Origin of the sequence: Stutzerimonas kunmingensis (genome assembly GCF_021432085.1) — a bacterium.
GTDB lineage: Bacteria > Pseudomonadota > Gammaproteobacteria > Pseudomonadales > Pseudomonadaceae > Stutzerimonas.
Genome location: NZ_CP090366.1, coordinates 2058046 through 2070613, shown reverse-complemented (window position 1 = coordinate 2070613; position 12568 = coordinate 2058046). Strand labels below are relative to the sequence as shown.

Genomic DNA, 12568 nt, shown 5'->3' with positions numbered 1-12568 from the left:
CATATTCCCGCTCAGTAGCGAGATTGGCTGTCAGCCTAGCGCAGTCATTTGCATCTGTCTGTTAGACGCGTTCGAAGACCGTACTGATCCCCTGGCCTAGACCGATACACATGGTGGCGATACCGATCGTACCGTTGTTCTGCTTCATCACGTTCAGCAGGGTGCCGGAGATACGCGCACCGGAGCAGCCGAACGGGTGACCCAGGGCGATGGCGCCGCCATGCAGGTTGACCTTCTCTTCCATCTTGTCGAGCAGCTTGAGGTCCTTGAGCACCGGCAGAGCCTGTGCAGCGAAGGCTTCGTTCAGCTCGACGTGGCTGATGTCGTCCATGGTCAGACCGGCGCGCTTGAGCACCTTCTGGGTGGACGGAACCGGGCCGTAACCCATGATTGCCGGATCGACACCAGCCAGTGCCATGGCGCGAACCACGGCCAACGGCTGGATGCCGAGATCCTTGGCGCGCTGGGCGGACATGACGATCATGCAGGACGCGCCGTCGGTGATCTGCGAGGAAGTACCTGCAGTCACGGTGCCGCCCTTCGGGTTGAACGCAGGCTTCAGCGCAGCCAGGCTTTCCAGGGTGGTGTCCGGACGGATGGTTTCGTCGTAATCGAAGACCTTGAGGAAGCCGTCCTCGTCATAGCCTTCCATCGGGATGATTTCATCCTTGAAGTTGCCTTCCAGCGTGGCCTTGTGCGCCAGGCGGTGCGAACGCTCACCAAAGGCGTCCTGCTGCTCGCGGGTGATGCCGTGCATCTTGCCCAGCATTTCGGCAGTCAGGCCCATCATGCCGGACGCTTTCGCGGCGTACAGCGACAGCTGCGGGTTCGGGTCGACACCGTGCATCATGCTGACGTGGCCCATGTGCTCCACACCACCGATGACGAACACGTCACCGTTGTTGGTCTGGATGGCCTGCACGGCAGTGTGCAGGGCGCTCATGGACGAACCGCACAGACGGCTCACGGTCTGGCCGGCGCTGGTGTGCGGGATACGCGTCATCAGCGAAGCCATGCGGGCGATGTTCCAGCCCTGCTCGAGGGTCTGGTTCACGCAGCCCCAGATCACGTCCTCGACTTCGGCCGGGTCGATCTTCGGGTTGCGCGCCAGCACGCCGTCGATCAGGTGTGCGGACATGGTTTCAGCGCGGGTATTACGGTGCATGCCGCCCTTGGAGCGCCCCATCGGGGTGCGACCGAAGTCGACGATGACTGCATCTCTTGGATTCAGGCTCATGAATTCTCTCTCCCTCGATTAACCGTAGAAGCGCTGGCCGTTGGCAGCCATCTCACGCAGCTTCGCGGTCGGGTGGTACAGCGGGCCCAGGTCGGCGTACTTGTCGGCCATCGCGACGAACTCGGCGACGCCGATCGAATCGATGTAGCGCAGCGCACCACCACGGAAGGGTGGGAAGCCAATGCCATAGATCAGGCCCATGTCAGCTTCGGCAGCGGTCTCGACGATGCCGTCTTCCAGGCAGCGCACGGTTTCCAGGCACAGAGGGATCATCATGTAGTTGATGATGTCCTCGTCGGACAGCTCGCGAGTCTCGGCAACGATCGGCTTGAGCAGCTCGTAGGCCTGGGCATCGACGACCTTCTTCGGCTTGCCCTTCTTGTCCATCTCGTAGGCGTAGAAGCCCTTGCCGTTCTTCTGGCCGAGACGGTTGGCCTCGTACATGACGTCGACAGCCGTGCGGGTGTCGTCCTTCATGCGATCCGGGAAGCCTTCAGCCATCACGTCACGGCCGTGGTGGCCGGTGTCCATGCCGACGACATCCATCAGATAAGCCGGACCCATGGGCCAGCCGAACTTCTCCATCACCTTATCAGCGCGAACGAAGTCGACACCGTGGGCGATGGCGCGGGCGAAGCCGCCGAAGTACGGGAACAGCACGCGGTTGACCAGGAAGCCCGGGCAATCGTTGACCACGACCGGACTCTTGCCCATCTTCTTGGCGTAGGCGACGGTGGTAGCAATAGCCACTTCGCTGGTCTTCTCGCCACGGATCACTTCCACCAGCGGCATCATGTGTACCGGGTTGAAGAAGTGCATGCCGCAGAAGTTTTCCGGACGCTTGAGCGCCTGGGCCAGGTAATTGATGGAGATCGTCGAGGTGTTGGAGGCGATGATCGCGTCTTCGCGAACGTGCCCTTCCACCTCGGCCAGCACGGCGTGCTTGACCTTCGGGTTCTCGACCACGGCTTCGACGACGATGTCGACGTTGCCGAAATCGCCGTAGGACATGGTCGGGCGGATCGCGTTGAGCGCCTGAGCCATCTTGTCAGCGGTCAGACGACCTTTTTCAACACGCTTGCCGAGCAGCTTGGAGGCCTCGTCCAGACCCATCTGGATACCCTCTTCACGGATATCCTTCATCAGGATCGGCGTGCCCTTGACGGCCGACTGGTAGGCGATGCCGCCACCCATGATGCCAGCGCCGAGTACGGCAGCCAGTTTCACGTCACGCGCCTGCTTGTCGTAGGCCTTGGCTTTCTTCTTCAGCTCCTGATCGCTGAGGAACAGGCCGACCAGGCTCTGTGCAACCGAGGTCTTGGCCAGTTTGACGAAGCCGGCGGCCTCGACTTCGATGGCCTTGTCACGGGTGAAGTTGGCGGCTTTCTGGATGGTCTTGATGGCTTCGACCGGGGCCGGATAGTTCGGGCCGGCCTGGCCAGCAACGAAGGCCTTGCTGGTTTCGAAAGCCATCATCTGCTCGATGGCGTTGAGCTTGAGCTTGTCCAGCTTCGGCTGACGCTTGGCCTTGTAGTCCAGCTCGCCGGAAATGGCGCGCTTGACCAGATCCAGTGCAGCGGCCTGCAGCTTCTCCGGAGCGACCACGGCATCGACTGCATGAACCTTGAGCGCGTCTTCGGCGCGGTTTTCCTTGCCGGATGCGATCCACTCGACGGCGTTATCCACACCGATCAGGCGCGGCAGGCGCACGGTGCCACCGAAGCCCGGGTAGATGCCCAGCTTCACTTCCGGCAGACCGACCTTGGCGGCGGTGGACATGACGCGATAGTCGGCGGCCATGCACATTTCGAAACCGCCACCCAGGGCGATGCCGTTGATGGCGGCCACGGTGGGTACGCCCAGGTCTTCGAAATCACTGAAGATCTTGTTCGCTTCGAGGTTGCCGGCGACCAGTTCCTCGTCAGCCATCTTGAAGTTGTCGACGAATTCGGTGATGTCGGCGCCGACGATGAATACGTCCTTGCCGCTAGTAACGATGACGCCTTTCACCGACGCGTCAGCCTTGATGGCATCGACGGCCTGGCGCAGATCGTTGAGAGTGAGGCGATTGAACTTGTTGACGGACTCACCCTTGAGGTCGAAATTCAATTCGACGATGCCGCTCTCAAGAGCCTTAACCGTGATGGCTTTACCTTCGTAAATCATCAACTGATCTCCAGGTATGGAAGCTGAACGTTACGTGTCTCACGTCTTCGGCCCTACTCGGCCGCGCCTTGCGGCGAACGACACCCACCGACACGATAATCCGGGTGACCGGCATCTGCTCTGGCAAACGCTCGATTCATACGCCCGTTTGATTTGGGTCGGCACACCTTCGGGGAAAAGCTCAGCATTGTCAATCAGCTGGTTTGCCTAACCGAAAGCCACCTGCAAGCGGACATTTCGCGACCGTCGGGTCATTATCGACTGCAGCCATCGTGCTGCATTCACTGCCTCGATGATCGCAAGCTCGGGCTGGCCGACTGGCTGAAACCGCACCGTACCCACCGAGTCAATCGTAGACCTAGCCGAGCAGTTACACTGGCGCATCTCGCTCTTTGCCATCACCGGCCTACCGGCCGCGAACCAAATCCGGAGTTACTACATGTCCCACGCCCCCATCGCCCGCGCCGACACCGGTACCGATCCCTACCGCTGGCTGGAGAATCGCGATGCCGAAGACGTGCTGGCATACCTCAAGGCGGAGAATGCCTATCTCGAAGAACAGCTCGCCGACCAGGCCGAACTGCGCGAGACGCTGTTCCAGGAAATCAAGGGCCGCATCCGCGAAACCGACCTCTCCCTGCCGTCGCCCTGGGGGCCATGGCTGTACTACCAGCGCACCACGGCTGGCGACGAATACCCGCGGCACTATCGCTGCCCGCGCCCGGTCGATGGCTCGCTCACAGTTGACGAGAACACCGAACAGCTGCTGCTCGACCCCAACGAGCTGGCCGGCGGCGGCTTCCTTTCGCTGGGTGCCTTCAGCGTCAGCCAGGACCACAGCAAACTGGCCTACAGCCTCGACCGCGAAGGCGACGAGATCTACCGGCTGTTCGTCAAGGACCTCGCCAGCGGCGACGTGACCGCCCTGCCCTTCGACGATTGCGACGGCAGCATGACCTGGGCCAACGACAGCCAGACGCTGTTCTACGGTGAACTGGACGACACCCACCGTCCGCACAAGGTCTACCGCCATCGCCTCGGAGAAACCGGCAGCAACGAGGTTTATCACGACCCGGACGGGCGCTTCTTCGTGCATTGCTACCGCGCCAGCTCCGAGCGCCAGCTGGTCATCCTTTCCCACAGCAAGACCACCAGCGAAGCCTGGGTGCTGTCGGCGGACGAGCCGGAAGGTCAATGGACGTGCCTGGCACCACGCCAGGAAGACCACGAGTACTTTCCCGATCATGGCCTTCACCAAGGTCAGTGGAGCTGGCTGATCCGCAGCAATCAGGCTGGCATCAACTTCGCCCTCTATCTCGCCAGCGAGGCGCAGCCCGAGCGGGAGCATTGGCAGGAACTGGTCCCGCATGACGACGCGGTGATGCTCGAGGATGTCAGCCTGAACGCCGAGGCGATCACCCTGACCCTGCGCGAAAGCGGCCTACCAGTGATCGAGGTGCGGCCGCAGGGCGTGCAGCCCTATCGCCTGCAGCTGCCCGATGCGGCCTACAGCCTGCACGTACAGAATTCGCTGGAGTTCACTAGCACGGTGATCCGCCTGCGCTATGAAGCGCTCAACCGACCGGCACAAGTCCGTCAGCTGACGCTGGCCGACGGCACGCAGGAAGTGCTCAAGGAAACCCCGGTGGAAGGCCCCTTCGATGCGGACGCCTATGAAAGTCGACGCATCTGGGCGACCGCCCAGGACGGCACGCAGATTCCCATCAGCCTGGTCGGCCGGCGTGACAGCTTCGGCAAGCCGGCTCCGCTCTATCTCTATGGCTACGGTGCCTATGGGCACAGCCTCGACCCGTGGTTCTCCCATGCGCGCCTGTCGCTGCTCGACCGCGGTTTCGTCTTCGCCATCGCGCATGTGCGTGGCGGTGGTGATCTCGGCGAAGCCTGGTATCGCGCCGGCAAGCTGGAACACAAGCCGAACACCTTCCGCGACTTCATCGCCTGCGCCGAGCAGCTGCTGGCCGACGGCTACACCACCTCGCCGCGCCTGGCCATCAGCGGCGGCAGCGCCGGCGGCCTGCTGATCGGCGCGGTGCTGAACATGCGCCCGGAGCTGTTCGGCGCAGCCGTCGCCGAGGTGCCCTTCGTCGATGTGCTGAACACCATGCTCAACGCCGACCTGCCGCTGACCGTGACCGAGTACGACGAATGGGGCGATCCGAATCAGCCGGAGGTGCACGAGCGGATCAAGGCCTACGCGCCCTATGAAAACATCCGCTCCCAGGCCTACCCCGCGCTGCTCGCAGTGGCCGGCTACAACGACAGCCGCGTGCAGTACTGGGAAGCCGCCAAGTGGGTCGCCAAGCTGCGCGCCACCCGCACCGACGACAACCTGCTGCTGCTCAAGACCGAATTCGGTGCCGGGCACGGCGGCATGAGTGGGCGCTACCAGGCGCTCAAGGACGTGGCGCTGGAGTACGCCTTCGTGCTCAAGGTATTCGGCATGGCGGCTTAGCACGCTCTCGCGCGGCCTGTCGGGTTGCGCTAGACATTCAGCCTCGGGGCCAGCCGTGAAGCACGGCTACCCCGCGCCAATGTTGGCCGCGAAGTTCGTCCGTCGCATTTTCACGATTCGCGGTCAGGACCGCTCCCGCGCATTGGCGCGCCCTGGCTCCCTCCTCCCTGCGTCCGTTTGGCTTCCCACAACAGCCACTTCACCGGCGTTTCCGCCAGATGCCGACCTGCGGCACCGAACAGCCTGCGCTGGCGAGAGTCATTCATTGAGAATGCCCTCGTCGGAGCCACCCATGAACAACAAGTCCTCGAACCACCAGAATCAGAACGTCCACGGCTGGGAGCGCGCCATGTCCCTGGCCGGCGGGCTGTATTTCCTTGCCAAGGGCCTCAGCCGCGGCGGCCTGGGCGGACTGCTGCAGCTGGGTATCGGCGGCCTGGCACTATCCCGTGGCGTAACCGGGCACTGCGAGGCCAAGCGCGTGTTCAATGAAATCAACGAACAGGCCGGCATGGCCGAAGGCCGCTCGCACCACATGCCGTTCGAACGCTCGGAAAAGGATCGCCAGCAATTGCAGGCCAACGCCGCGGCAGCCACCAACGGCACTACCGTAACCGGCAATGACAGCCTGAAAAGCCCGCCTGCCGGCGTCTGATCCTCGCCCATACAAGCGGGGAACATCGAGCCCGGCGAGTCGTGGCATAGCCTCCGGGCACAGGCTCATGGGTAGAGGCGACCGGCTGCGTAACTGCGCTCCGGTCGCCCTCGCCTTCAGCGCTTCCTCACCGCCTCATGAGCTTCGATCAGCTGATCGACCACGCCAGGATCGGCCAGGGTCGAGGTATCGCCCAGCGCGTCGTAGTCGTCCGTTGCGATCTTGCGCAGCAGCCGGCGCATGATCTTGCCGGAACGCGTCTTCGGCAGCCCAGGGGCCCATTGGATCACATCCGGTACGGCGATCGGCCCGATCTCCTTGCGCACCCATTGCTGCAGCTCCTGACGCAGCGCATCCGTGGGCTGCACGCCGCTGACCAAGGTCACATACACGTAGATCGCCTGCCCCTTCAGCGCATGCGGAACGCCCACCGCTGCCGCTTCGGCCACCTTGGCATGGGCGACCATGGCGCTTTCTATCTCCGCGGTGCCCATGCGGTGCCCGGACACGTTGAGCACATCATCCACCCTTCCGGTGATCCAGTAATAGCCATCCTCGTCGCGACGCGCGCCATCGCCGGTGAAGTACATGCCGCGAAAGGTCTTGAAGTAGGTGTCGACGAAGCGGTCGTGGTCCTTGTAGATGGTGCGCATCTGCCCCGGCCAGGAGTCGAGGATCACCAGATTGCCCTCGGCAGGGCCTTCGAGCAGGTTGCCGAGGTTGTCCACCAACCCCGGCACCACACCGAACAGCGGGCGCGTGGCGGAGCCTGGCTTGAGCGCGGTCGCCCCCGGCAGCGGGCTGATCAGGATGCCGCCGGTCTCGGTCTGCCACCAGGTATCGACGATGGGGCAGCGCGATTGGCCGACAGTTTCGTAATACCAGTGCCACGCCTCGGGATTGATCGGTTCGCCCACCGTGCCGAGCAGACGCAGGCTGGAGCCATCGGCCCCCTCCACCGCCGCGGCCCCCTCGGCCATCATGGCGCGGATCGCCGTGGGCGCCGTGTAAAGGATGTTCACCTTGTGCTTGTCGATGATCCGGGCGATGCGGGTAACGTCTGGATGATTTGGCACGCCTTCGTACATCAGCGTCGTCGCGCCGTTGGCCAGCGGACCATAGATCAGGTAGCTGTGCCCGGTGATCCAGCCGATATCGGCCGTGCACCAATAGACCTCCCCGGGGCGGTAGTCGAACACCCGCTCATGGGTCAGTGCGGCATAGAGCAGATAGCCGCCGCAGGTATGCAGAACGCCCTTCGGCTTGCCCGTGGAGCCGGAGGTATAAAGAATGAACAGCGACTCCTCGGCACCCATTTCCTTCGGTGCGCAGACCTCGCCGGCCACGCGCATCAGGTCGTCGTAGCAGATGTCGCGATGCGAGTGCCAGCGGATGCCCGCACCCGTGCGGCGCACGACGATGATCTTCTTCACACAGCTGGTCTGGGGATTGGTCAGCGCCTCGTCGACATTCTCCTTGAGCGGCACGGGTTTGCCGCCGCGAATGCCTTCGTCGGCGGTGATCACGATTTTCGACTGGCCATCGATGATGCGCCCGGCCAGTGCTTCCGGGGAGAAGCCACCGAACACCACCGAGTGGATAGCGCCGATGCGCGCACAGGCCAGCATCGCCACCGCGGCCTCGGGAATCATCGGCATGTAGATGGTCACCACGTCGCCGCGATGCACATCCTGGCCGCGCAGCGCATTGGCGAACCTGCTGACTTCCTGATGCAGCTCGCGGTAGGTGATCTCGCGGTGTTCGGAAGGATCATCGCCCTCCCAGATGATTGCCAGCTGATCGCCGCGCTCGGCCAGGTGCCGATCCAGGCAGTTGGCCGAGACGTTGAGCGTGCCATCGGCGAACCATTTGATATCCACATGGTGATCGTCGAAGGAGGTGCGCTTGACCTCGGTGAAAGGCCGGATCCAGTCCAGCCGCGCCGCCTGTTCACGCCAGAAGCCCTCGGGATTGATCACCGACTGTTGGTACATGGCCTTGTAGCTGGCTTCGTTGGTCAGTGACTGAGCGGCCACCTCGGGCCGAACCGGATATACGGACGCAGCGCTCATGGCAGTTCCTCGTCTGTCTTGTTGGTATGCAGAACCCTGTCCAGCAGGCGAACCCAATGACCAACCCAGCGCCTGGCAGACGGTGCACTCCAGCCAAGCACGCCACCCATGGCGTATCGGCTTTGCTCAAGCATAGACCGCGCCTCACCGCATGGCGTGTGCACTGCCGCCATTTGCCAGAGCTTTCGCGTAGCTGAATGCTACGGCCCCGACACCCGCGGACGCGTTTTGCGGGCAAAAAAAAGCGGCCTCAGGGGCCGCTCGGTCAACCATCCGGTTGCAATACACACTTGTCCGATCACGCAGATAGACGCCGCCATTCTGTGCAGCCAGCACGGCTGCCGAAACTGCACATTGGTCTAACAGACCATTGGCGGGCTTGCCTCAGGGCGCAGAGTTAGCTGCGCGCGCGGCCTCGATCAGGTCCTTGCCGATATCGGCTTCGAACTTCTTCCACGCCGGCTGCACCGCGTCGCGCCACTTGTCGCGTTGCTCGTCGGTCAGTACCAGGATCTCGCTCTTGCCCGAGTCGATGACGCCCTGCTTGGCCTTCTCGTTCAGCGCCTCGGCCTGGCGGTTCACCTCCACGGTGACCTCGTCGATGATCGCTTCCAGCTCGCCGCGCACCTCTGCCGGCAGGCCGCTCCAGAACCTGGTGTTGGTGATCAGCAGGTAGTTGCCGATGCCGTGACCGGACTCGGTGATGTACTTCTGCACCTCGTGGTACTTCTGGCTGTAGATGTTCGACCAGGGATTGTCCTGGGCATTGACCACGCCGGTCTGCAGCCCTTGATAGATTTCGGCGAAGGCCATCTTGCGCGGTACTGCCCGCAGGGCGGTGTACTGGGCGGCCTGCAGGTCCGAGGGCTGCACGCGGAATTTCAGTCCGCGGGCGTCGGCCGGCTCGCGCAGCGGCTTGTTGGCAGTGAAGTGGCGCATGCCGTTGAGCCAGTAGGCCAGGCCGGTGATGCCCTTGTCCTCCATCGACTTGAGCATGGCGCGGCCCTTGTCCGACTGCTGGAAGCGCTGCGCCGCAGCCATATCGTCGAACAGGAACATCAGGTCGAACAGCTGCAGTTGCTTGGTGTATTGCTCGAGCTTCGACGGTGCCGGCGCCAGCAGCTGTACCTCATTCATCAGCAGCGCTTCCATCTCCTTGCCGTCGCCATACAGCGAGGAGTTGGCGAACACCTGCACTTCTACCTGGCCGGGCAGGCGCTCTTCCACGAGCTTCTTGAACATCAGCGCGCCCTGGCCCTTCGGCGTGCTGTCGGCGGTGATATGGGAGAACTTGATCAGGATCGGATCGGCCTGGGCGCCGAGAGCGGTAAACAGCGCCGAAGCGGCGAGCAGACGGGTAATGCCACGGGTGAGTCGTGCCATGGGGAGCTCCGTTTTGTAGTTGTTTGAGCCATGCAGCTGGTCCGACTCTACCCCGCTGCCCCCCGCGGACTGAATTGCTATTTGGCCAAGCGCGACTTCGTGATTGGCGAAGGCAGCAGCGTTATCACACGTCCCGGCGCGCTTCTTCAGACATTGCCTTCGCGAGCGGTGAGGTGTTCGAGCATCTGCCTCGCAGTCGCCGACAGGCTTTCCAGATTGCGCACGCCGAGCTTCAGCTCGCGTCGCGCCCAGGCGTCGCTCAGCGGCACGATGGCCACGTCCAGCGCCGGCAGGTAGTTGCGCACCACCTGCTCGGGCAGCACGCCGATGCCCATGCCGGTATGGATCATCCGGCAGATCGCCTCGAAACTGCGTACCTGGATGCGCAGGCGCAGCGGCGTACCCATCTGTTGCGCCGACTGCTGCAGCAGGGCATGCAGCGAGGCGTCTTGCTGCAGGCCGATGAAATCGAAGCCGGCGGCATCGCGCAGGGCAATTTCTGCACGCCCGGCCAGCGGATGCTCTCGGGGCGTCACCAGCACCAGCCGATCCTCGCGGTAGGGAAACACCTGCAGGTCCCCGGCCGGCATGTGCCCGGCGAAGATGCCGATATCGGTCAGCCCCTCGCGCAGGGCGCGCAGGGTGTCACTGCTGACGCGCTCCTCCAGGTCGATCTTCACTTCCGGGTGCTGACGGGTGAAGGTACTCAGGTCCTCGGGCAGAAATTCGATCACCGCCGAGGTATTGGCGTGGATGCGCACATGGCCCTTCACGCCCTGGCTGAACTCGCTGAGGTCAGCGTCCAGCTGCTGCAGGTTGTCCAGCAGGTTGCGCGCGTGGTGCAGCAGCGCGTGGCCGGCCGGCGTCAGCTCAACGCCCTTGGGCTGGCGATAGAGCAGGCTGACGCAGAGCTGCCCTTCCAGATCGCTGACGCGCTTGCTCACCGCCGCCAGCGCCAGATGCTCGCGCTCGGCAGCGCGGGTCAGGCTGCGGGTCTCGGCGATGGCGACGAACAGCCGAAGGGTGACGAAATCGATGCGGCGCATATTGGATTCCCGTATTCGCGGTAGACGAAGCATGCGCCGCTCAGCCCGAGTTTTTCAAAGCTCCTTTCGTCTTAGCCTTCGTGAAGCGCGAAACCTAACTTGGCAAACGGCCAATTGTCCGCTGCCGATGCGTCGGTCATGCTCGGCACCATGAATCAACCGGCACAGGTGTCGTGATGAGCGAACAGACAGACAAGAACCTGCCGCTGCAGGGCCTCAAGGTGATCGAGATGGGCCAACTAATCGCCGGCCCTTTCGCCAGCAAGCTGCTCGGCGAATTCGGCGCCGATGTGATCAAGATCGAGCCGCCCAAGGTCGGCGACCCGTTGCGCAAGTGGCGCAAGCTCAAGGACGGCACCTCGCTCTGGTGGCATGTGCAGTCGCGCAACAAGCGCTCGGTGACGCTGGATCTCAAGGCCGCGGAAGGCCAGGCAATCGTCCGCCAGCTGGTGGCCGAAGCCGACATCCTGGTGGAGAACTTCCGCCCCGGCACGCTGGAAGAATGGGGCCTGGGCTGGGATGAGCTGTCGAAGCTGAACCCTCGGCTGATCATGCTGCGCATTTCCGGCTACGGCCAGACCGGTCCCTATCGCGACCTGCCGGGCTTCGGCGTGATCGGCGAAGCCATGGGTGGCCTGCGCCACCTCTCCGGCTATCCGGGCCAGCCGCCGGTGCGGGTTGGCGTCAGCATCGGCGATTCGCTGTCCTCGTTGTATGGCGTGATCGGTGTATTACTCGCCCTGCAGGAGCGCAACCGTAGCGGCCTGGGTCAGGAAATCGACGTGGCGCTGTACGAGTCGGTGTTCGCCATGATGGAAAGCCTCGTGCCCGAATACGACGCCTTCGGCTATGTCCGCGAGCCAGCCGGCAGCGCCCTGCCCGGCATCACCCCGTCCAACTCCTACCTGTGCAATGACGGCGCCTACGTGCTGATCGCCGGCAATGGCGACAGCATCTACAAGCGCCTGATGACCCTGATGGGCCGCCAAGACCTCGCCGATGACCCGCGCTTCGCCCACAACGACGGCCGCGCCCAGCACGCCGAGCTGATCGATGCCGCCATCGGCGAATGGACCATCCAGCACAGCCGCGACGAGGTGATCGAAGCACTCAAGGGCGCCCGCGTGCCGGCCGGCTATCCCTACACCGCCGCCGATATCGTGAAGGACCCGCACTACCTGGCGCGGCAGATGATCGAGCAAGTGCAGACCTTTGCCGGCCCGCTCAAGGTGCCGGGCGTGCTGCCCAAGCTGTCGCGCACGCCAGGGCGCATCGGCGAAGGCGGCCCGCAGCTGGGCGAACACACCGACGACGTGCTGGCCGGCCTTGGCCTCACCGATGAACAACGCCAGGGCCTGCGCGAGCGCGGGATCATCTGACACTGCCCGTAGGGTGGATGACGCTTTTTTTCATCCACCGCGACATTCCCGAAACGGTGGATGGGTGGAGCGCATCCACCCTACGACTACAGCTCTACGTAGGGTGGACAACGCGAAGCTTGTCCACCAGCCAGCAAGCCACAACGGTGGATGGGTA

General features: G+C 63.4%; 8 protein-coding genes. 3 read left to right on the top strand and 5 right to left on the bottom strand.

Translation table 11 applies throughout. The features are described from left to right. Positions 1 to 61: 61 nt before the first annotated feature. Positions 62 to 1237 carry an acetyl-CoA C-acyltransferase FadA gene (gene fadA / locus LW136_RS09850; protein ID WP_003285577.1) on the bottom strand — a complete coding sequence of 392 codons (1176 nt, stop codon included), beginning with the start codon at positions 1235 to 1237 and terminating at the stop codon, positions 62 to 64. An 18-nt stretch (positions 1238 to 1255) separates the two neighbouring features. Then, positions 1256 to 3403, bottom strand: coding sequence for a fatty acid oxidation complex subunit alpha FadB (fadB, locus tag LW136_RS09845; protein ID WP_003285578.1), 2148 nt, complete (start codon positions 3401 to 3403; stop codon positions 1256 to 1258). A gap of 439 nt (positions 3404 to 3842) precedes the next feature. On the opposite strand from fadB, the gene LW136_RS09840 reads away from it, so the two are divergent. Together LW136_RS09840 and LW136_RS09835 are read left to right on the top strand one after the other, a co-directional pair. Then, positions 3843 to 5876 (top strand): S9 family peptidase, encoded by a 2034-nt coding sequence (locus LW136_RS09840; protein ID WP_234175083.1) that lies wholly within the window; start codon positions 3843 to 3845, stop codon positions 5874 to 5876. Positions 5877 to 6168: 292 nt separating this feature from the next. Next, positions 6169 to 6531 (top strand): YgaP-like transmembrane domain, encoded by a 363-nt coding sequence (locus tag LW136_RS09835; RefSeq protein ID WP_014820602.1) that lies wholly within the window; start codon positions 6169 to 6171, stop codon positions 6529 to 6531. 116 nt (positions 6532 to 6647) lie between these two features. Here LW136_RS09835 and acs read toward each other — a convergent pair whose 3' ends face one another. The 3 genes from acs to LW136_RS09820 form a co-directional block, all read right to left on the bottom strand. Further along, positions 6648 to 8603 (bottom strand): acetate--CoA ligase, encoded by a 1956-nt coding sequence (acs, locus tag LW136_RS09830; RefSeq protein WP_234175082.1) that lies wholly within the window; start codon positions 8601 to 8603, stop codon positions 6648 to 6650. Between the two features lie 384 nt (positions 8604 to 8987). Further along, positions 8988 to 9986 carry a TRAP transporter substrate-binding protein gene (locus tag LW136_RS09825; RefSeq protein WP_234175081.1) on the bottom strand — a complete coding sequence of 333 codons (999 nt, stop codon included), beginning with the start codon at positions 9984 to 9986 and terminating at the stop codon, positions 8988 to 8990. A gap of 146 nt (positions 9987 to 10132) precedes the next feature. Beyond that, a complete protein-coding gene (locus LW136_RS09820; RefSeq protein WP_234175080.1) occupies positions 10133 to 11032 on the bottom strand; it encodes a LysR family transcriptional regulator in 900 nt (299 codons plus the stop codon). 176 nt (positions 11033 to 11208) lie between these two features. Between LW136_RS09820 and LW136_RS09815 the strand changes: the two genes are divergently transcribed. Further along, positions 11209 to 12411: a CaiB/BaiF CoA transferase family protein gene (locus LW136_RS09815; protein WP_234175079.1), complete on the top strand. Its 1203-nt coding sequence runs from the start codon at positions 11209 to 11211 to the stop codon at positions 12409 to 12411. Positions 12412 to 12568: the final 157 nt, after the last annotated feature.

Excerpts from the sequence above, each read along its gene's own strand:
- fadA (WP_003285577.1), bottom strand. The coding sequence starts at position 1,237 with ATGAGCCTGAATCCAAGAGATGCAGTCATCGTCGACTTCGGTCGCACC.
- fadB (WP_003285578.1), bottom strand. The coding sequence starts at position 3,403 with ATGATTTACGAAGGTAAAGCCATCACGGTTAAGGCTCTTGAGAGCGGC.
- LW136_RS09840 (WP_234175083.1), top strand. The coding sequence starts at position 3,843 with ATGTCCCACGCCCCCATCGCCCGCGCCGACACCGGTACCGATCCCTAC.
- LW136_RS09835 (WP_014820602.1), top strand. The coding sequence starts at position 6,169 with ATGAACAACAAGTCCTCGAACCACCAGAATCAGAACGTCCACGGCTGG.
- acs (WP_234175082.1), bottom strand. The coding sequence starts at position 8,603 with ATGAGCGCTGCGTCCGTATATCCGGTTCGGCCCGAGGTGGCCGCTCAG.
- LW136_RS09825 (WP_234175081.1), bottom strand. The coding sequence starts at position 9,986 with ATGGCACGACTCACCCGTGGCATTACCCGTCTGCTCGCCGCTTCGGCG.
- LW136_RS09820 (WP_234175080.1), bottom strand. The coding sequence starts at position 11,032 with ATGCGCCGCATCGATTTCGTCACCCTTCGGCTGTTCGTCGCCATCGCC.
- LW136_RS09815 (WP_234175079.1), top strand. The coding sequence starts at position 11,209 with ATGAGCGAACAGACAGACAAGAACCTGCCGCTGCAGGGCCTCAAGGTG.